The organism is Rhizobium atlanticum (assembly GCF_030182485.1).
In the GTDB taxonomy this organism is placed as follows: Bacteria; Pseudomonadota; Alphaproteobacteria; order Rhizobiales; family Rhizobiaceae; genus Rhizobium.
The window spans coordinates 147,604-167,213 of sequence record NZ_JAQJCJ010000002.1 but is presented as its reverse complement, the minus strand read 5'-3'; the positions used below and the strand labels follow the sequence as shown (position 1 = coordinate 167,213).

The following is a 19,610-nucleotide window of genomic DNA, read 5'->3' as shown; positions in this document are numbered from 1 at the left end:
CCCCCTCCAGTATTTGCGGTCGCGCTGACAATTATGGCGGCGAACGCATCTCCCTGCGCGGAAACGCATTCCCTTTTCCAGGGCCGGCGCGATTTGTTTTTGTCCCCTTGCGTGTTTCCGCGATGGTCCGGTGCTCTTCTTGCGAAAACATCGCCGCCCGGATTTTTATGCCGCAGACGATAGAACGCCGATCCTCAGGCGGGGATATCTTTTTTGCCGAACACATCATATCGTCCGGTTTTTCCAGCGCTTTCGGAGCGAGTTCTTTGCATCTGGGTGCCCTTTTCATTGCCAGCCATGTCCTGAGTTCCGGCTCGGTCCGCGAGACCGCGCGCCGCTTCCAACTGTCGCCCTCCACCGCCTCGACTGCGATCCGCCAGCTTGAAACCGAATTGGCGATGAAGTTGACGGAACGTTCGTCGGGCGAGCTGGCGACGCTGCTCGGCGACAGGGTGCAGGAAGGGCTGGAGCCGATCACTGCTGCGATCGGGCAGCTTCGTCAACTCGTGGGCCACGAGAGCGCGACCGCCGGGGCTTACGAAGCCTGGGCGTCGCGTATTCCCGTCAAGGTCGTCGCGATCGAGCGTTTTCTCGAGGTGGCTGACCAGGGCAGCATCAACCGCGCCGCCCGCCGCCTTCGCTTGGGGCAACCGCAGCTTTCGCTGCAGCTTGCCAATCTCGAGAAGTTCCTTGGTAGCCGCCTGTTCGAGCGGCAGGCGCAGGGTTCGGTGCTGACGGAGGAGGGCCGGCACGCCTACCAGATCTTCATGGCGATCAGCCAGGCGTGGAACGATCTGAAATCGGCTGCAGACGAGCGCTACCGGCGCACCGCCCGATCGCTGCGCATCGGCTCGATCATCCCGACCGGATCGGAAAGCTGGGTGGCGCGCTGCCTGGGCTTGCTCGTTTCCGAGTGGAATGCGCACCGCAGCAATAATGCGATCTCGCTGGTCTCGATGACCGCCGACGACCTGCGCGAGGCGCTGAAGAGCGGCCGCATCGATGTCGCCATCCTGGATTCGGTCTTCGGCCTCGAGCACTTCCGGCATCGCGAACTGCTGCAGACCGACATGGTGGTGATCGCACCGCCGCAAAGCACGCAAACCTCGGTCGCCGAACTCGTCGCCGCGCATGCGATCTGCACGCCGAGCCCGCGCACCGGCCTCGGCCACGCGGCCACGGCCTTCAGCGACGAGCGCGCACCCGACCGGCGCTTGCGCAGCCGGGATATCACCGCGGCGGATTCGCTGCCTGTCATCGTCGACCTCGTCGCCAATCACGGCTACGTCTCCTTCCTCGGCCGCGTCAGCGCCATGCCGATCGCCGACAAGGTGCGCATCGTCGATCTCGACGAGCGTCTGCCGATGTCCTATCACGTCGCCTTCAACCATCGAAAAGCCGCTGCCGATGCCTGCGAGATGATCATCGCTGCGGCTGCCAGGATGACGTCGGAAACGGCCGCGCACATCACAAGACAGGTCGACGGAGCCAGGGAGACTGCATGACGATTTTGCTCGAAATATGCGTCGACAGCGCCGCGGGTCTCGCTGCCGCGATCGAAGGCGGCGCCGGCCGCATCGAGCTCTGCTCGGCGCTGGAGCTCGGCGGCCTGACGCCACTGCCGAGCCTGATGCGGATCGCTGCCCGGGCGCCCGTTCCGATCTATGCCATGATCCGCCCGCATGCCGGCCCCTTCATTTTCGACAGCGTCGATGAGGAGGCGATGATGCTCGACATCGAGGCGGTGCGCGCCGCCGGCCTCGCCGGCGTCGTCATCGGCGCCAACCGCCCGGACGGCACGCTCGACCTGCCGCTGATCCGCCGGCTGAAAGCGCATGCCGTCGGCCTCGGTTCGACGCTGCACCGCGCTTTCGACCTGGTGCCGGACGCCGATCAGGCGCTGGAACAGGCAATCGAACTCGGCTGCGAACGCATCCTCACCTCCGGCTGCGCGGTGAAGGCGGCCGATGGGATCGACACGCTGAAGCGTCTTTCAGAAAAAGCGGCCGGCCGCATCTCGATCATGCCCGGCAGCGGCATCCGCCCCGCCAATGTCGGCGAAATTCTCCGTGCGACCGGCGCCCGGGAGGTGCATGGATCCTGCAGCTCGCTGGTCGAAAGCGCCGATCCGCGCGCGGTGGCGTTTGGTTTCGAGGCGAAGAGTGCGAACAAGACGGACGTTGAAGTGGTCAGGGAGATGCGCAGGGCGATCGAAGCGATGGGTTAGGCGTTCTGTGCTCTTACCGGAAGCCGGTCGCGGTTTTGGAACTCGAATGGAGCGCTTGCGGCCATGGGTCCTCGGGTCAAGCCCGTGGACGACGGAGAGTGGGGGAGCCTGTGACGCAGTACCGCAAGCGCAGCGGTTTTTGCAGTTGTCGCGGTTGAATTCATCAATTCCAGGAAAAGTGTGAAACGGTTTTCCGTCCGAAATTGCCTAACAACAAAAGCTTGGAGCTCTTTGCGGGAGCGCAGATCCGCTTTGCTTTGAGCAATCCCGAACGTCCCGCCTCTTGCCGCACCGGCTTCCCCACTCTCCGTCATACTCGGGCTTGACCCGAGTATCCACGCGCAGCACTCGGCGGGCATGATATAGGCCTACCTACCCCGCAACCCGGATCACCGCCTTGATCAGCCCGCTCTTCTCATGCGCCCAGCGGGCGAGATCGCGCGGCGCATTATCGAGCGTCGTGCGGTGGGTGATCAGCTTGTCCACCGGCACAAGCCCCTTGGCAATCGAATCCGCCACATGCTCGAAGTCGGCACGCGTGGCGTTGCGGCTGCCGATCAACATCATTTCGCGCTTGTGAAATTCGGGGTCGGAGAAGCGGATATCGTCCTTGACGACGCTGACCAGCACCAGTGCGCCGCCATGGGCGACGAAGGAGAAGGCTTTCTCCATCGACGGACCATAACCCGTCGCGTCGAAGACCACATCGAAACCGTCGCCATTGGTCTTTTCCCGCACGGCATTCGCGGTTCCTTCATCGGCGACGATGCCGGAGGTGAAGCCGAAGCGCTCGGCGGCCATCTGCAGCCGCTCGGCGCTGGTATCGAGCAGCGTTACCTCATGGCCGGCGATGCGCGAGAAGATCGCAGCGCCGAGCCCGATCGGCCCGGCGCCGATGACGAGCGAGCGCGCCCCGGCGCCGGCGAGCGATCGGCGTACCGCATGAGCGCCGATCGCCAGAAACTCCGTCGTCGCCGCCGCCTCGAGGCTCAGGCCCTTGGCGGGATAGAGATTATCGGCGGGAACGGAGATCTCCTCGCAGAAGGCGCCGTCGGTATGAACGCCGAGCACCTTGATGTTGGTGCAGCAATTCGGCTTGCCCTTGATGCAGGCGACACATTGGCCGCAGGAGAGATAGGGGTTGACGATGACCGATGTGCCGGCCGCAAGCGCGACACCGTCGCCCGCCTCGATCACCGTTGCCGAGATCTCGTGCCCCATGACCCGGGGATATTCGAGGAAAGGGTGCTTGCCCTCGAAGATATGATAATCGGTGCCGCAGATGCCGACATGGCTGACGGCCAGCCGCACCCAGCCGGGCGCCGGCGCGGCGGGTGATGGGCGGTCGATGATGTCGAGCACGCCGGGTTCCCGGCAAACAACTGCTTTCATGACAGGTCTCGCATTCTTCGTTCTTTACTCTGTGTCGGCCACTGCTGTTCGGTTCGTGCGGAAAACTTGCCCCTCACCCCCACCTTATCGGGGTCGAGCCACTCGTCTCGACCCGTCCTGCGGACCCCCGTAAACGGGGCGAGGGGACGTGCCAAACGAGGCGTTGCCGGGACCGAGAGGTTTCGGCTATCCCCTTCGCCCCGTTTACGGGGAGAAGGTGCTGGCAGGCGGATGAGGGGCGGCAGGCGGCGATTTCCTGCCCGCCGCTCAACTGCTCTTGCGGCGGCGTAGCTGGTCGAAGAACACGATCACGATGATCAGCAGACCGGTGATGATGCGCTGCCAGAAGGAATTGACGTTCAGAAGGTTCGCGCCGTTGTTGATGGTGGCGAGAATGAAGGCGCCGATCAGCGGGCCGTGCACGGAACCGACGGCGCCGAACAGGCTGGTGCCGCCGATGACCGACGAGGCGATTGCCTGCAGTTCCCAGCCGTCGGCCTGTGTCGCATTGCCGATCGCGATGCGCGAGGCGAGCAGCACGCCGACGAAGGCGGCAAAGCCGGCCGAGAGGATATAGGCGAGATAGATCATGCCCTTGACGTTGACGCCGGAAAGCCGCGCGGCTTCCGCATTCGAACCGACCGCGAAGAGATAGCGGCCCCAGCGGCTCAGATGCAGGAAGACGAAGGAGGGCACCGCCACCAGGATGACCATCCAGAACAGGCTAGGGATGCCGAGGAAATCGGCGCGGGCGAAATTGCTGAAGCTCTCGTCGGTGATGCTGATCGTCGAACCGTTGGTGATCAGGAGGCCGATGCCGCGCAGCGAGGTCAGCGTCGCCAGCGTGATGATGAAGGGCGGCAGGCCCATATGCACGATGCCGAAGCCGTGGAAGGCGCCGATCGCAACACCGATTGCGAGCGTCAGAGCGATCGCTCCCCAGAGCGGCACACCCGCCTGCAGCAGCCAGGCGATGATGACGGTGCAGAAGCCGACGATTGCGCCAACCGACAGGTCGATGCCGGCGGTGATGATGACGAAGGTTTGGCCGAGCGCCAGGATCGCCGTCATTGCGCCTTGGCGCAGCAGGTTGGAGATATTGAGCGGCGTCCAGAAGCTGGCGGTGACGAAGCCGAGCACGATCCAGAGGAAGACAAGCAGGCCGATCAGTGTGAGGCCGAACAGGATGTTCATTTTCCGGCGCGGCGGCGGCGCGACGATTTCGGTGGGGGTGACAGTCATGAATTTTCTCCCTCTTAGAGCATTTCCGTTTTCTCCGAACCGCAGAAATGCTCTATCAAATGTGTTTTTACGCAATTCCGGACGCAAAACCGCTTCACACTTTTGCTGGAATTGCTCCAGTCTGCTGGCTCAGACGCCGATCGCTTCGCTGAGCACTTGTTCATGCGTCGCCGCGTGAAAATCATGGCTCGCGACCAGCCTGCCGCCGCGGAAGACGTGCAGCCGGTCGGCCAGCTCGTAGACCTCCGGCAGATAGGAGGAGATCAGGATGATGCCCGCTCCTTCCTTCAGAAGCTTGGCGAACAGCCGGTAGATCTCAGCCTTGGTGCCGACGTCGACGCCGACGGTCGGCTCGTCAAAGATGAACAGCCGCGCGCCATGGCTCAGCCACTTGCCGATGACGATCTTCTGCTGGTTGCCGCCCGACATGCTGGAAGCGGGAACCCGCCGGCTCGGCGTCTTGATGCTGAGATCGCGGATCTGCTTGTCGGCATTGGCCGATTCGCGTGCGTGATTGATCACAGGCCCGTGGCTCAACCGCCCGAACACCGGCAGGTTGATGTTGAGGCCGATCGGCAGGTTGAGGCAGAGCCCCTGGTCACGCCGGCTTTCGGGCGCCAGCGCAATGCCGAGCTCCATCGCCGTGCGTTCATTGCGGATATCAACAGGCTTGCCCATCCACTGGATGTCACCGGCGCTGATCGGCTGGCGCCCGTAGAGGCCGAGCGCAAATTCGCTGCGTCCGGCACCGATCAGACCGTAGAGTCCGACGATCTGCCCGGCTTTGACGCTGAGCGACACGTCCTCGAATCCGGGACCGGAGAGGCCGCGGACCTCGACGATCGTCTCGCCGATGGCAATCTCTTCCTTGTGGTAGATCTGTTCGATCGAGCGATTGATCATCAACGCGATCAGCTCGGCATCGTTGGTCTCGCCGATCAGGCGGGTGCCGACATGCGTGCCGTCGCGCAACACCGAGACACGGTCGGCGAGCTCAAAGACTTCCTCCATGCGGTGGCTGATATAGACGATGGTGACGCCTTCGCCCTGCAGGCGGCGGATCAGCTTGAACAGCTGCGCCGATTCCTGCCGGGTGAGATAGGCGGTCGGTTCGTCGAAGATCAGGAACTGCGTGCCGCGCATCGCCGCGCGTGCCGTCGCCACCAGTTGCTGCTGACCGATCGTCAGCGAACTCAAAAGCGCGCCGGCCGGCAGGCCGAAGCCGAGATCGTCGAGCACGGCCTGCGCCATCTTCTCCATCTGCTTCTTGCGCATCAGGCCGTAGCGGTTGACCTCGTCGCCGAGGAAGAGATTGGCGGCGACCGTCAGGTGCCGGCAGAGCACCACTTCCTGGTGGACGGCGTTGATGCCGCGGGCGATCGCCTCGTTCGGCGTCGATAATCCCACCGGATGGCCGCACCACAGCACCTCGCCGGCCGTGCGGGTGATGACGCCGGTGAGCAATTTGATCAGGGTTGATTTGCCGGCGCCGTTTTCGCCGACGATGGCGTGGATTTCGCCGGCCAGGAAGGTCAGCGTCGCGGGCTTCAGCGCCTGCACGTGACCGTAATTCTTCTGCAGGCCTTTGAGTTCGAGGATGGGCGATCCGGCGGCGATGCGATTGGCTTCTTTCAGCGTGGCGCTGTCATCGTGGCGATGACTGACCTCTTCCAGTCCGATCATGGACCTCTCCTCCTCTTGTCGCGTCTGCTCCAACCCTGGTGAACCATACCATGGATGGAAAAGGCCGCGCCGGTTTTTGGAAGCCGGCGCGGCCGTCTGTCGTCTTACTTGATCTTCGGGTTCAAGAGCGCGTCGATCTTCGGGTCGGACATATTCGCCTTGGTGACGAGGTTGGCGCCGGTGTCGACATTTTCCGGAACCTTCTCGCCCTTGGAGACGGCAAGCGCGGTCTTGATGCCGTCATAACCCATGCGATAGGGGTCCTGAACGACGAGGCCGGCAATGGCGCCGTCCTTGAGGAAGCCGACCGTCTTGTCGTCGCTGTCGAAGCCGATGACCTTGATTTTGTCGCCGAGCTTGTTTTCGGCGATCGCCTGGCCGACGCCCTGCGCCAGGATCAGGTTCGAGGCGAAGACGCCGACGAGTTTCGGGTTTGCCGTGATCAGGTCGGTCATCATGTTGAGGCCGGTGGTTGCCTGGCCGTCGCCGTACTTGTCGGCAATGACCTTGAGACCGGGATGCTTGGTCTTGATCTGATCGAGGAAGCCTTCGCGGCGCTGTTCGAGCGAGCCGACGCCGGGAAGATTGGTGAGGATGACGATGTCGCCTTCTTCCTTGCCTGTCATCTCCTTGATCGCGGCGGCAAGACCGTCGGCGGCGATGCGGCCGCCCTGGACGTTGTCGGTCGTCAGGAACGACTTGAATGCCTTGGAGTCGGCACCGGAGTCGATGCCGATGATCGGAACCGACTTGGCGGCTTCGTCGATCGGCTTACCGAGCGCCTTGAACTCGGTCGGCGAGATGACAATAGCGGCCGGTTTGCCGGCGACGGCGTTTTCCAGAATGCTGATCTGGCCGTTGATGTCGGATTCGGCCTGTGCGCCGAGTTCCGGCACGTTGACGCCGAGATCCTTGCCGGCCTTGCGGGCGCCGGCCAGAACGATCTGCCAGTAGAAAGACGTCGTGTCCTTGACGATGATCGGGATCGTCACATCGGCGGCAAAGGACGTGACCGGCATTGCCGTGGCGATGACGGCTGCACCTGCCAGCGCGGTAAAGGCGCGGCGGGACAGAAGGGATTTCACGATGCTCATAAAGGTTCTCCTCTCAGGATGCGTTCTCCTCCAAATAAACCGGACCGCTGAACGCTGGCGGAAGGTTTTTATCGATAAAAAACATTTGCAGGCAGAAGCTAGCCGAGGCGCATTCAAATTGCAAGGGCGTCGAATGCGCTTTTTTACTCCGGAAGACTCCCTCCAAGCACCTGATTTTATTTCATTACTACGATAGCCTAAAATAGCTATCAGGTCAGATCGATCTCGTGCGGGTGCACGACGCCCTTTTTCAAAATCAAGTTGCCGTATAGCCGGAACTCCGTTGTCGCGACGATATAGGCGGCCTTGCGGGCCATCGCGTAGAAGGCGAAGCGCTCCACCGGCACGATGGCAAAATCGCCGGCGCGCTTCGAGACGATCTGCTGGAACTCCGCGCACACTTCGGGCACGGCGCTGGGGTCGCCGACGACCTCCATCCTCCATGCGGTTTCCGGCACGAAAGTGTCGAGCGGCATATGCGCCAGGATTGCTGCGGCCATGTCGGTGGCGCTGACGCCATCGGCGCGGATGACCGGCGGGCCCATCGAGCCGGCGGGAAAATTGGCGTCTGCGATGACGATGTCGTCGCCATGTCCCATCGTCTTCAGCGCATGGAGCAGGTCGGGCCCGAGCAGCGGATGAATACCTCTAAGCATAATATCTCCTCAGACTCGGACGGCTTCGGTGCCGAGCGGCGGCGCAGTGAGCGTATAGGGTTCGAATTCGGCAAAGATGCCGTCGGCAAGCGGCGTCGCGACCGTTTCCATGTTACGCGTCAGGCTCGAGGGCTTGGCCGTGCCGATCAGCACCGAGGCGACGATCGGATCGCGCAGCGGAAACTGCATGGCGGCGGCCGCGAGCGGCACGCCGTGGCTCTTGGCGATCGCCTCCATCGCGCCGACCTTGGCGAGCACCTCCTCGTCTGCCGGCATATAATCGAAATGCGAGCCGGGCACCGGGCCGGTGGCGAGAATGCCGGAGTTGAAGACGCCGCCGACGACGAGCGACGTGCCCTTCTCCCGGCAGAGTGGCAGGAGTTCGTCAACCGCCGAACGGTCGAGCAGCGTATAGCGGCCGGCCAGCAGGATGCAGTCGAGATCGGCATGGCGCATGACGTCGAGGCAGACGGGCACTTCGTTGACGCCGAGGCCGAAGGCGGAAATCGCGCCGGAAGACTTCAGCTCTTCCAGCGCCTTCACGCCGGAATCGAGCAGCTGCTTCTGATAGACCGCGTTCTTCGCCGCGCCATGCGTATAGACGCCGATATCGTGCACGTAGAGAATGTCGATGCGATTGAGGCCGAGACGCGCATAGCTGAACTCGACCGAGCGCATGATTCCGTCATAGGAATAGTCGTAATCGGCATCGAAGGACAGCGGATCGACATAGCTGTAATCCGGCACCGTTCCCGTCGCCACCGGCCGAAGCAGTCGCCCGACCTTGGTGGAAAGCACGTAGGCACCGTCCGCATGGTCACGCAGGAAATCGCCGACGCGCCGTTCTGCAAGGCCGAGGCCATACCAGGGGGCGACGTCGAAATAGCGGATGCCGCTGTCCCAGGCCGCTTGTAGCGTTTCCATCGCCTGCTCACGCGGGCAGGCGCGGTAGAGACCGCCGAGCGGCGCTGCGCCGTAGCTGATCTCCGTCACCTCAAGGCCGGTCTTGCCGATCCGTCTCGTCTTCATCACGCCCCCTCGGGAATTCTATAAAAACAAAAGCTTAGCATCGCATCTAGAGCGTTGCGCCGAGATGCCAAGGCACGAATTCGTTATCGCCGTAACCGAAGATCTCGCTCTTGGTCTTCTTGCCGGAGGCCGTATCGACGATCAGGTCGAAGATCTCGCGCCCCTTGCCGCTGATCGTCGCGTCACCGGTTGCGATGGTGCCGCAATCGATGTCCATGTCCTCTTCCATGGAGGCATAGAGCGCCGAATTGCTCGACAGCTTCAACGACGGCGCCGGCCGACAGCCGAAGCAGCTGCCGCGGCCTGTGGTGAACGCAATCATGTTCGCCCCGCCGGCCACCTGGCCGGTTGCCGAAACCGGGTCGTAGCCGGGCGTGTCCATGAAGACGAGGCCGGGGGCTGTCACTCGCTCGGCATAACCATAGACCGCCGTCAGCGGCGAGCGGCCACCCTTGGCTACCGCACCGAGCGACTTTTCCAGGATGGTTGTGAGACCGCCGCGCTTGTTGCCGGGCGACGGGTTGTTGTCGAGCGAGGCGCCATGCAGAGCGACATAGTCTTCCCACCAGGCGATTTTCTCGTCGAGCTTTCTCGCCACCTCGTCGCTGACGGCGCGGCTGCGCAGCAGATGTTCGGCGCCGTAAATCTCCGAGGTCTCCGACAGGATCGCCGTGCCGCCGGCCGCCGCCAGCAGATCGGCGGCGACGCCGAGCGCCGGATTGGCGGTGATGCCGGAAAAGCCGTCCGAGCCGCCGCATTGCAGGCCAATGATGATCTCGCCGATCGAGATCGGAACCCGCTTCTCCTTGCCGACATCGGCGGCGATCTCGCGGAGCACGCCCATGGCGCGTTCGACCGCACGGCGAGAACCGCCGGCATCCTGAATGTTGAAATGGCGCTTGGAGGCGCCAGCGCCGCTCTGTCCGTAAAGCGTCAGCTGGTTGACCTCGCAGCCGAGGCCGATCATCAGCACGCCGCCGAAATTGACATGCCTGGTATAGCCGGCAAGCGTCCGGTGCAGCACATTCATGCCGTCGCCGGTCGAGCTCATGCCGCAGCCCTGGTCATGCACGATCGGCACGAAACCGTCGATGCCGTCATAATGCGGCAGGATCGTCCGGTTCGCCTCGTCCGCGATCGCCCGGCAGACGGTGGTGGAACAGTTCACGCTGGCGATGATGCCGATATAATTGCGCGTCGCCGCCCGTCCATCGGCGCGGCGGTAGCCCATGAAGGTGCGCGCCTTGTCCTCGGCGGTTGCTTCTTCCGGTGCCGAATTGGCGGTGACGGCGAGCCGGTCGTTTTCGAAATGCAGATTATGGCTGTGCACATGGTCGCCGGCCTTGACCTCGGCGGTGGTGCGGCCGATCGCCTGTCCGTATTTCACCACGGCCGAACCGAGCGGAATATCGGCAATCGCCACCTTGTGGCCCGGCTCGATCTTCTGGCGGGCCTCGACGCCGGCAACCGTCGAGCCCTCAGCGATGGCGGACGTTGCGACCGCGACATTGTCGCCGGCCGACAGGATGATCCAAGGCTGTTTGTCCAATCTCTTCTCCCTGAAGGAAACGCTCGCTGCATCGGCGAATGCGATTGATTTTGTTTTTTATCTACAATAAACATTTTCAAGTCAACGGGAATATTGATCCTGTGGACGAGGGAGGCAATGCGCCGCAGACGATCGGAAATACGCTAATGGATTTTGAACAAGCTCCGGTCGGTCGCCTTTTCGCTTTTTGAAGCGGGAAGGAAATCCCGGCACGCGGGCGGAAAGCGGGGGATCTGATGGCAAGGCAGAACACGGTCTTCAAGGAAGCATACAACAGGTATGCCGCGGCTCTGCGCACGGATACGGCGCTGCCGTCGGAGCCGGAGATCGCCGCCCAGCTCGGCGTCAGCCGCTCCACCGCGCGTGCCATCCTCACCCGCCTCAGCGATGAAGGCATCATCCGCTGGAACAAGCGCCAGAAGATCGTGCTGCGCGAGCCCACCGACCGTGACCTTTTTCCCTCCGAAGAGACGGATTCGCTGCATGACATCATCGAGCGTAGTTTCATGCGGCGCATCCTTGCCGACGATGCCGCGCCCGGAATGCAGATCAACGAACTGGAGCTTGCCCGCGAGATCGGCACCGGCACGACGAGCGTGCGCGAATTCCTGATCCGCTTCTCCCGCTTCGGCCTGATCGAAAAGCGGCCGAACAGTCATTGGACGCTGAAGGGCTTCACCCGCGAATTCGCGCTCGAACTTGCCGATGTCCGCGAAATGTTCGAGTTGCATTCGGCTGCCGAGTTCGGCCGACTTCCCAAAGACAATCAAGCGTGGATCGATCTTGCCGCCATGCGCGAGGAGCATCTCGCCATGCTTGCCGACATCAACCAGCGTTTCAAGGATTTCTCCGTCCTCGACGAGCGCTTCCACTTGTTGATCCACCGCGCCTCGAAGAACCGCTTCATCGCCGATTTCTACGATGCGATCGCCATCATCTTCCACTATCACTACCAGTGGAACAAGACCGCCGCCCGCGAGCGCAACGAGCGCGCCATCCACGAACATCTGGACTATATCGCCGCACTGGAATCCGGCGACCAGGCAGCGATCGGAAAAGCCTGCCGCGTCCACCTGCGCTCCGCCCGTCAGACCCTGCTGCAATCTCTGCCGCAGACTATGAGCGACCACGCCTGAGGGGCCTCTCCCGGCAGACGTCAGCTTGATGCGAGCGCCACGTCGGCGCGGCGCCATGAAACCTTCTGATTTGTAAGCCGTTATCGTGCTTATGACCGACGTTACACTCAACCCGAAATCGGTCGACGGCACCGAGCAGGACGGTGCCGAGAAGTCGCGCCAGCAGAAGGCATCGACTGTCGAGATCGCGCCGCCGGATGTCATCGAACCCAGTCCGCAGCTCACGCCCGAGGAGGCAGAGCAGGCGCGCAAGCGATATTTGCTCAGGCGTTTCTGGATCAGCGCCCGCCGTTACTGGGGCCGCGGTGGCGACAGGCTCGCCTGGCCATGCTCGATCGGTCTGTTGACGATGATCTGCATCAATGTCGGCTTCCAATATGGGATCAACCGCTGGAACCGCGGAATCTTCGACGCGATAGAGCGGCACGACGCCGGCACCGTCTATTATCTCAGTGCCGTCTTCGTGCCGCTCGTGCTCGGAAGCGTCGCTCTCGTGACGGCACAAGTCTATGTTCGCATGATGATCCAGCGCCGCTGGCGCTCCTGGCTGACGAAGACGGTGATCACGCGCTGGCTGGCCAACGGTCGTTATTATCAGCTGAACCTCATCGGCGGCGACCACAAGAATCCTGAGGCGCGCATCTCGGAAGATTTGCGGATTGCCACCGAAGCGCCGGTCGATTTCATCGCCGGCGTCATATCAGCCTTTCTATCGGCCTCGACCTTCATCGTCGTGCTGTGGACGATCGGTGGAGCGCTCACGCTGCCGCTCGCCGGGTCGACCATCACCATCCCCGGTTTTCTCGTCGTCACTGCGGTGCTCTACGCCGTGATCACCTCAACCGTGATAGCGGTCATCGGCCGCCATTTCGTCCAGGTCTCGGAGGTCAAGAACCAGGTGGAGGCCGAGCTTCGATACACCTTGACCCGTGTGCGCGAAAACGGCGAGAGCATCGCCTTGCTCGGTGGCGAGGAAGAGGAGCGTAGCGACCTAGACAAGACATTTTCCAATGTGCTCAGGCAATGGGCGCTGCTAGCCCGCCAGCACATGCGCACGACCTTCGTCTCGCACGGATCGATGCTGATTGCCCCGGTGGTGCCGCTCCTGCTCTGCGCGCCGAAATTTCTCGCGGGCGGCATGACGCTTGGCGAGGTCATGCAGGCTGCCTCCGCCTTCGCCATCGTTCAGACGGCCTTCGGTTGGCTGGTCGACAACTACCCGCGTCTCGCCGACTGGAACGCCTGTGCGCGACGCGTCGCCTCGCTGATGATGTCGCTCGACGGCCTTGAGCGGGCCGAACAAAGCGATGCCTTGGGACGCATCAAGCACGGTGAAACAGAGGGCAATGCAATCCTGAATTTGAACGATCTCTCGGTGACTCTCGACGACGGTACCGCGGTGGTCAAGGAAACCCAGGTGGAGATCGCACCAGGCGAGCGGGTGCTCGTAGCAGGCGAATCGGGCTCCGGCAAAAGCACGCTGGTGCGCGCCATCTCCGGCCTTTGGCCCTGGGGTCACGGCAGCGTCGATTTCCACGGCGACCGACGCTTGTTCATGTTGCCCCAGCGGCCCTATATCCCGTCCGGAACGCTTCGCCGCGCAGTGGCCTATCCCCGCGCCGCCGACAGCTGGACGCCGGAGGAAATCAAGACCGCCCTTGCCAAAGTGGGCCTGGATTATCTGAGCGAAAAGCTCGAGGAAGACGCGCCATGGGATCAGACCCTGTCGGGCGGCGAAAAGCAACGGCTCGCCTTCGCGCGGCTACTGCTGCACGCCCCCGATATCATCGTTCTCGACGAAGCGACCTCGGCACTCGATGAGAAGAGCCAGGACAGGATGATGGAGACGATAATCGACGAATTGCCGACAGCGACCATCATCAGCGTGGCGCATCGCGCCGAATTGGAAGCCTTCCACAGCCGCAAGATCACCTTGGAGCGGCGCGAGGGCGGCGCCAAGCTCGTCAGCGATATCGATCTCGCCCAGCGCAAGGGAAGACGAAACTTGATCCTGCGCGTTTTGGAGAACCGCCGATAAGGTAATTCCAGGAAAACTGCGAAGCGGTTTTCCGCACTTGCGGGGAAACGCGCGACGTCATGTTCGGCCTTGTATCGAGGATCTGCGCACGTCGAATAAGTGTCTGAAAATTAAATCGTTTTCTCTTAGATAACTGCGGTGCTAGATGTTCGGCACAAGGCCGGGCATGACGGAGGAAACGTTGTCAGCAATTTGCCAGGCGCTCCCCGTCAGGAGCAACCGTGTCAATGCGAGGCTGCCTCGCCTGCCACCGCCGGCTCTTCGCGCGTCTGGCGGTGGCCGACGGGGATCAGCCAGGTGGTGAAGAAGGTCAGCACCGCGACAACGACGACGCCCCAGAAGCTCCAGTGCAGGGCTGCGTTGAAGACGCTGCGGATCGCCGGATCGGCGGCGAGCGCCGAAAGTCCGGTCGGCTGGTTCAGCGCTTTATGAAGGGCGGAAGCCGTTTCGCCGCTCGCATAATGGCTGATGCCGGCATTGAGAATGGCGCCGAGTACCGTGGCTCCGAGCGTATTACCGAGGCTGCGGGCGAAGATGATCGAAGCCGTGGCGCTGCCGCGCATCGACCATTCGACGCTGTCCTGCACCAGCACGATGCTCGTCAGGCTGATCAGGCCCATGCCGAAGCCCATCAAGAAGGAGCCGGCGCCGGCAAGAACCGGCGAGCTTTCGGGCGTCAGGAACAACAGGAAGCAGGCGCCGAACGGAAACAGCAGGCTGCCGACGCGCAGTGTGCGGCGAATGCCGAAGGTCCTGTAGAAGCGGCTGGAGAGCATTACCGCCAGCGGCCAGCCGACGATGAGCATGGTGAGCGTGAAGCCGGCGACAACAGGCGAACGGCCGAGTACGCCCTGCACATAGATCGGCAGGATGGTGGAAAGGCCGATCAGCGCCATGCCGGCAAGCAGCGTGGCAGCATTGCTGGTCGCGATCAGCCGGCGGCTCCAGAGGGCGATCGAAATGATCGGCTCCGGCGCCCGCCTCTCCTGGGCGACGAAGAAGAGCCCCGCGACGACGAAGACGGCGAAGAGCGACAGCAGGATCCAAGCGCTCGCTTCGGTTTCCGTCAGCATGACGAGCAGGGCGACGATCGAAATCGAAAACAGCACCGATCCGAGATAATCGATCCTCGCCTGCTTGTGCGCGACGTCCTCCTTCAGGAAGATCATGAAGGCGATGATCGAGACGATGCCGATCGGCAGGTTGATCCAGAAGATCCAGGCCCAGGAGAAGGTATCGACGATGATGCCGCCGGCAAGCGGCCCGACAACGGCCGACGTCGCCCAGACCGTCGCCATCGCGCCCTGCACGCGGCCGCGTTCCTCAAGCTTGAAGAGGTCGCCGATGATGGTCATCGTCACCGGCTGGATCGCTCCGGCGCCGAGCCCCTGCAGCAGCCGGAACAGCACCAGCGACATCATCGACCAGGCAAAGCCGCAGAGCAGAGAGCCGGCGAGGAAGATCAGGATGCCGCCGATCAAAACCGGCTTGCGTCCGAAAATATCGGAAAGCTTGCCGTAGATGACCGTCGTCGTCGACTGCGCCAGCAGGAAGGCCGAAAATACCCAGCTGTAATAGGAAAAGCCGCCGAGCTGGCCGACGATGCGCGGCATTGCCGTCGCCACGATCGTCGCCTCGATGGCAACCATGAATGTCGCCACCATGATGGTCGCGACGACAAGCACGCGGTTCGAGCGATGCGCTGCATTCGACATGACGATCCTCTTCGGGTGCTCCGCGGACGCCGAAGATATCGGCAGGCTGGCTGGGTGTGGCGATCGCCATTTGCGGAGAGATGCTGTTCTTGTACGACCGGAATGGCGGCCGGTAAAGCAATTCTCTTAGGCGGCCGTCATTTTGCGCGACGTCAACGGCGGCAGTTGAAATGACGGCCCGGCGCCATTGCGGGGCCTTATTCTGCGGCAGGCTGGCGCTCGCCATTCTCACCGCTGACATGCCTCGTTGAGCGAGCCACTGCCATCGGTGCAGCCCGGCGTCTGCCGGAGATCCGGATTGACGCCGCCCGGATTGATCGTGCTGGGGCCGCTGTTGAGATCGAGGCCGCCAGTGCCGGAGGTGCTGCCGGTCATGCCGGGATCGGTGCCGACGGACCCCGTGCCCGCCGAGCCCGCACCGACGGAGCCGGTACCGGCCGAACCCGCGCCTGTATTGCCCGACCCGCCGATGACAGGCGCCACCGAAAGCCGCCCGCTAGAATTCGCCCCACCCGCCGTCTGGGCCAGAGCCGAGCCGGCAAGACCGATCGAAAGGAGGGATATCGCGATGAGTTTGCAGGACATGAGGTTCTCCATCCTTGTTGTCTCAAGGGGAGAACCTGTTCGGCAGCGGCATGTTCCTTCTGATATTTCGCAGTCGAATAGACGCAGCGGGCAGCCTGACGCCACCAGCCCTTCATTGACTGTCAACCCGCGCAAGTTGTGCCGAGGCCCATAAAAATTCACTCAACACTATCCGGTTGCCGTCGAAGATGCTAACCCTGCCCGCGGATACGAATGGACAGGAGTATCTCATGGACGCGATGAAGGGCGGGAGACGCATTGAATGTCTGGATGGCTTGCGTGGTTTGGCAGCGCTATGGGTGCTGATCGGCCATGCGCACATCCTGACGGGCTTCAAGGTGCCTGTTATCGGAGATCCCGAGCTGGGGGTCGACCTGTTCATCATGCTCTCTGGCTTCCTGATGGTGTTCCACTATCAGCGACGCAAGGCCAGAGAGCCATGGGAGAGCCCGCAAACATGGGCGGTGTTCTGGGCTCGTCGCTTCTTCCGCATCGCACCGCTCTATTACGTCATGCTGGTAATTGCTCTCATCGCCGGGTCCGAGATCTATCAGGCAAGGATGATCATTGACGCTTTCAACGGCAATCCGCCGCAAGCCGCATCCCGCTATTTGGACGATAGCCTGACCAACTACCTGATGCATCTCTCCTTCCTGTTCGGCTTGTCCCCGGCTCATGCTTTCCGCACGGCGCTCCCCGATTGGAGCATTGGCCTGGAAATGCAATTCTATGCAGCTTTGCCCTTCATCATGATCGTCCTCGGTCGGCTGGGTTGGCTGAAGGGCACGCTGGTCACCGTGGGCTTGGCCGTCACTGCCGCCTGGGTGGTCCATCACCTCGGTTTTCGCTTCCCGATGCCGTCGTTTCTTCCGATGAAAATGCACATCTTCGCCGCCGGCATGCTGCTCGCCGGTGCACTGTGGATGTCGCACGGCAGGGCATACCTGGCTTTTGCAATCTCGGCTCTGTTGGTTCTCATCCCCGTCGGTGGCGATGTGACCGTGCTGCACGAAAGTGTGCGCCTCGGGATCGTGGCGCTATTCTTTGTCCTGGTGCACGCCGATCGGGTTCCGGGTTCCGGCGGCAGCTATTCCCGCTCGGTCAATTCGGTTCTCGGCAACACGTTCTTTCGAAATCTCGGCGAACTTTCGTTCGGAGCCTATCTGATTCACCTGCTTATCATGCAGCCGGTGATCGCCTGGCTGATCGGCAATACCGATCTCAGCAACTCCGCACGCTGGCTGCTGACGCTGATCGTGACCATTCCGATCGTCTATGTCTTGTCCTTTGTAGGCTACAAGTTCATCGAGTTGCCCGGTCAGACGGTCGGGAGACGCCTGACACAGCAGAGGCAGGTGGCGATCTAGAGGCGCCCGCAATCTTCGATGGATGGTGTTGCGCCTCCGGCGGAAGGGCGCGAATAGGATGGCTCGATCCGACGGGATCTCGGGACATTGTTTCGGACAGCATCGACCGTCGATCTTATCAAGCGTCGGACCGCGCGCAGAGAATTGGAAACTGCCTCCGCACGGCCCAACTGTGGGGTGGAGGGGCACTTCACGATAACCATCCCGCGATCCAATGAGCTGACCTGTTTTTAGAGCACGAAGGAAATGTTTGGTCCTGTTTGAATAGGCTGCTCGGCGATTTGCCAAACCCCGGCAATGCGTCTCCTGTGCGCTGAGCGGCCAGCTTAATTCCACATGAATTTCCGTCCGGCCAGACGTTACATGATCGCGAGGCGCGGAAGCAAAAGCCGAATGGACAATCCCCCTGGCATCCAGGATCGCTGGATATCAATGCCAAGGCTCCGTGCTATTCTTTGCTCCAGGATTCTTCCAAAGCCAGAAGGAGCTTGATTTGGCTCCGTAGTCGGCGGTCCGTTCGCTTCAACCCAGACCAATTCGATTGTGTCCGGCGAGATTGCAGTTGCGATCTCGAGGGTACCTTCGTTGACAGAGAGCGCTCCGTACTTAGCCGCATTCGTGGCGAGCTCGTGAAACAACAGCGCCAGGGTGCTGATCTTCTCTAGACCTACCTCGACGTCCTCGCCATGGAGCGCCCATTGTCGGTTGTCGTAAGGTGCAAGGATATTCGACAGAAGCTGAGACAGCGTGGCTGGCCGAACCTCGACGGGCTGTTCTGTTAAACTTGGCAGCGTTATCTCGTGCGCTCGGGCCAAAGCCATTACCCTCTCGTTGGTCCTGGCGGCGAGATCGCCGGGCGTTGCTGCGGTCCGGGCACCCAGCGTGATAATGCTGCTGATGATCGCGAACAGGTTTTTTACGCGGTGATGCATTTCCCGGAGGAGCAGTTCTCGGTGCTCGGCTGCCCGTTTCCGCTCCGAGATGTCGCGGGCAATCTTCGATGCTCCGATGATTTCGCCACTGCCGTCTCTGATCGGGGAGATTGTCAAAGAAATGTCGATGAGTTTGCCGTCTTTGCGGCGTCTTACCGTTTCAAAGTGATCGACACGTTCACCGGCTTGGATTCTGCTAAGTATGGCGGGCTCTTCATCGAGGCGATTCTCCGGTATAACAAGGGTGATGGGCTTTCCTATTGCCTCGTCTGCGGCATATCCGAAAATTCTCTCGGCACCTTTGTTCCATGTCATGACAATGCCGGACAAGCTCTTGCTGACAATGGCATCGTCTGACGATTCAATAATGGCCGCGAGAAAGGCTGCGGCATCATAAGCGGGCGGTACCAGCTGGGCAGTAGCCCGTTTTTCTCGATCACCCAAACTCATCTACGCCCCAGTCTGATGTTCAATAGAGCCACTGACGAGAGCAATACGTCTCCTCCGTTCCGGCGGGAGACAGCAGCCTCTCAGGTGCCTGAGCCTAGCATTCGCGGCGTCATGACGAATATGTAGAGCGGAAGCGTACACAGGCAATGTGCGGAACCGAAGAAGCGATCGAAGCCGGAGAAGAAGCTGACAATTCTATCTCTGCCAATTTGTTTGCAAGTCGATCGTTGCGAATTCCGGGTCACACCAAACCGCATTGCCTGCCCGTCAGCATAGGTCTGGGCGTATCGCTCACCGCCGCTTGGAACTCCGCTCTCCATCCCGCGTCAAATATAACCTTCTGTCTATAAGATCAGCTAAAACACTAATAATAAGTTGTTATTGTTGGCATGTGAATAATTTGTATAATTAGATGAATATAATATTCCACTGGCTTAGTATGATGCGTCTCTTGCTACTTGGAATTCTAAGCATTTGCTCGACTAGTTACACGTTGGGCTGCACGCTTGACGAAT

Annotated in this window: 15 protein-coding genes; 5 read left to right on the top strand and 10 right to left on the bottom strand. The window is 61.6% G+C overall.

Features of this window, described 5'->3' with window-relative positions; genetic code table 11:
• The first annotated feature begins 266 nt into the window (after window positions 1–266).
• Together PH551_RS03220 and PH551_RS03215 are read left to right on the top strand one after the other, a co-directional pair.
• The gene (locus tag PH551_RS03220) at window positions 267–1,505 is read left to right on the top strand and encodes a LysR family transcriptional regulator (RefSeq protein WP_285191836.1); all 1,239 of its coding nucleotides are present in this window, start codon (window positions 267–269) and stop codon (window positions 1,503–1,505) included.
• Window positions 1,502–2,227 (top strand): copper homeostasis protein CutC, encoded by a 726-nt coding sequence (locus tag PH551_RS03215; protein ID WP_285191835.1) that lies wholly within the window; start codon window positions 1,502–1,504, stop codon window positions 2,225–2,227. Before PH551_RS03220 ends, PH551_RS03215 begins: the two co-directional genes overlap by 4 nt.
• 372 nt (window positions 2,228–2,599) lie before the next feature.
• On the opposite strand, the gene PH551_RS03210 is transcribed toward PH551_RS03215, so the two are convergent.
• The 7 genes from PH551_RS03210 to PH551_RS03180 all read right to left on the bottom strand — a co-directional run bounded on the left by PH551_RS03210 (window position 2,600) and on the right by PH551_RS03180 (window position 10,872).
• Complete coding sequence (locus tag PH551_RS03210) at window positions 2,600–3,619, bottom strand: zinc-binding alcohol dehydrogenase family protein (protein WP_285191834.1); 1,020 nt, start codon at window positions 3,617–3,619, stop codon at window positions 2,600–2,602.
• A gap of 267 nt (window positions 3,620–3,886) precedes the next feature.
• Window positions 3,887–4,861, bottom strand: coding sequence for an ABC transporter permease (locus PH551_RS03205; RefSeq protein ID WP_085776810.1), 975 nt, complete (start codon window positions 4,859–4,861; stop codon window positions 3,887–3,889).
• Window positions 4,862–4,990: 129 nt separating this feature from the next.
• Window positions 4,991–6,544 carry a sugar ABC transporter ATP-binding protein gene (locus PH551_RS03200; RefSeq protein WP_085776811.1) on the bottom strand — a complete coding sequence of 518 codons (1,554 nt, stop codon included), beginning with the start codon at window positions 6,542–6,544 and terminating at the stop codon, window positions 4,991–4,993.
• Between the two features lie 104 nt (window positions 6,545–6,648).
• A complete protein-coding gene (locus tag PH551_RS03195; RefSeq protein ID WP_085776812.1) occupies window positions 6,649–7,638 on the bottom strand; it encodes an ABC transporter substrate-binding protein in 990 nt (329 codons plus the stop codon).
• Window positions 7,639–7,847: 209 nt separating this feature from the next.
• On the bottom strand, window positions 7,848–8,294 hold the full coding sequence (locus PH551_RS03190; protein WP_285191833.1) for an RbsD/FucU family protein: 447 nt from the start codon (window positions 8,292–8,294) through the stop codon (window positions 7,848–7,850).
• Between the two features lie 9 nt (window positions 8,295–8,303).
• Window positions 8,304–9,323 (bottom strand): aldo/keto reductase, encoded by a 1,020-nt coding sequence (locus PH551_RS03185; protein WP_285191832.1) that lies wholly within the window; start codon window positions 9,321–9,323, stop codon window positions 8,304–8,306.
• 46 nt (window positions 9,324–9,369) lie between these two features.
• Entirely contained in the window at window positions 9,370–10,872 is a 1,503-nt protein-coding gene (locus tag PH551_RS03180; RefSeq protein ID WP_085776814.1) for a UxaA family hydrolase, read from the bottom strand.
• A 236-nt stretch (window positions 10,873–11,108) separates the two neighbouring features.
• On the opposite strand from PH551_RS03180, the gene PH551_RS03175 reads away from it, so the two are divergent.
• Both PH551_RS03175 and PH551_RS03170 read left to right on the top strand, forming a co-directional pair.
• Entirely contained in the window at window positions 11,109–12,008 is a 900-nt protein-coding gene (locus PH551_RS03175; RefSeq protein ID WP_285191831.1) for a GntR family transcriptional regulator, read from the top strand.
• 91 nt (window positions 12,009–12,099) lie between these two features.
• A complete protein-coding gene (locus tag PH551_RS03170) occupies window positions 12,100–14,046 on the top strand; it encodes an ABC transporter ATP-binding protein/permease (protein WP_285191830.1) in 1,947 nt (648 codons plus the stop codon).
• 224 nt (window positions 14,047–14,270) lie between these two features.
• Here PH551_RS03170 and PH551_RS03165 read toward each other — a convergent pair whose 3' ends face one another.
• Both PH551_RS03165 and PH551_RS03160 read right to left on the bottom strand, forming a co-directional pair.
• Window positions 14,271–15,761 carry an MDR family MFS transporter gene (locus tag PH551_RS03165; RefSeq protein WP_285191829.1) on the bottom strand — a complete coding sequence of 497 codons (1,491 nt, stop codon included), beginning with the start codon at window positions 15,759–15,761 and terminating at the stop codon, window positions 14,271–14,273.
• Between the two features lie 228 nt (window positions 15,762–15,989).
• The gene (locus PH551_RS03160; RefSeq protein WP_285191828.1) at window positions 15,990–16,346 is read right to left on the bottom strand and encodes a hypothetical protein; all 357 of its coding nucleotides are present in this window, start codon (window positions 16,344–16,346) and stop codon (window positions 15,990–15,992) included.
• Window positions 16,347–16,576: 230 nt separating this feature from the next.
• On the opposite strand from PH551_RS03160, the gene PH551_RS03155 reads away from it, so the two are divergent.
• Window positions 16,577–17,713 carry an acyltransferase family protein gene (locus PH551_RS03155; protein ID WP_285191827.1) on the top strand — a complete coding sequence of 379 codons (1,137 nt, stop codon included), beginning with the start codon at window positions 16,577–16,579 and terminating at the stop codon, window positions 17,711–17,713.
• A gap of 359 nt (window positions 17,714–18,072) precedes the next feature.
• On the opposite strand, the gene PH551_RS03150 is transcribed toward PH551_RS03155, so the two are convergent.
• Window positions 18,073–19,095: a PAS domain S-box protein gene (locus PH551_RS03150; RefSeq protein ID WP_285191826.1), complete on the bottom strand. Its 1,023-nt coding sequence runs from the start codon at window positions 19,093–19,095 to the stop codon at window positions 18,073–18,075.
• Between the last annotated feature and the right edge of the window lie 515 nt (window positions 19,096–19,610).

Excerpts from the sequence above, each read along its gene's own strand:
- PH551_RS03210 (WP_285191834.1), bottom strand. The coding sequence starts at position 3,619 with ATGAAAGCAGTTGTTTGCCGGGAACCCGGCGTGCTCGACATCATCGAC.
- PH551_RS03215 (WP_285191835.1), top strand. The coding sequence starts at position 1,502 with ATGACGATTTTGCTCGAAATATGCGTCGACAGCGCCGCGGGTCTCGCT.
- PH551_RS03200 (WP_085776811.1), bottom strand. The coding sequence starts at position 6,544 with ATGATCGGACTGGAAGAGGTCAGTCATCGCCACGATGACAGCGCCACG.
- PH551_RS03190 (WP_285191833.1), bottom strand. The coding sequence starts at position 8,294 with ATGCTTAGAGGTATTCATCCGCTGCTCGGGCCCGACCTGCTCCATGCG.
- PH551_RS03185 (WP_285191832.1), bottom strand. The coding sequence starts at position 9,323 with ATGAAGACGAGACGGATCGGCAAGACCGGCCTTGAGGTGACGGAGATC.
- PH551_RS03165 (WP_285191829.1), bottom strand. The coding sequence starts at position 15,761 with ATGTCGAATGCAGCGCATCGCTCGAACCGCGTGCTTGTCGTCGCGACC.
- PH551_RS03160 (WP_285191828.1), bottom strand. The coding sequence starts at position 16,346 with ATGTCCTGCAAACTCATCGCGATATCCCTCCTTTCGATCGGTCTTGCC.
- PH551_RS03155 (WP_285191827.1), top strand. The coding sequence starts at position 16,577 with ATGGACGCGATGAAGGGCGGGAGACGCATTGAATGTCTGGATGGCTTG.
- PH551_RS03175 (WP_285191831.1), top strand. The coding sequence starts at position 11,109 with ATGGCAAGGCAGAACACGGTCTTCAAGGAAGCATACAACAGGTATGCC.
- PH551_RS03150 (WP_285191826.1), bottom strand. The coding sequence starts at position 19,095 with ATGAGTTTGGGTGATCGAGAAAAACGGGCTACTGCCCAGCTGGTACCG.
- PH551_RS03195 (WP_085776812.1), bottom strand. The coding sequence starts at position 7,638 with ATGAGCATCGTGAAATCCCTTCTGTCCCGCCGCGCCTTTACCGCGCTG.
- PH551_RS03205 (WP_085776810.1), bottom strand. The coding sequence starts at position 4,861 with ATGACTGTCACCCCCACCGAAATCGTCGCGCCGCCGCCGCGCCGGAAA.
- PH551_RS03170 (WP_285191830.1), top strand. The coding sequence starts at position 12,100 with ATGACCGACGTTACACTCAACCCGAAATCGGTCGACGGCACCGAGCAG.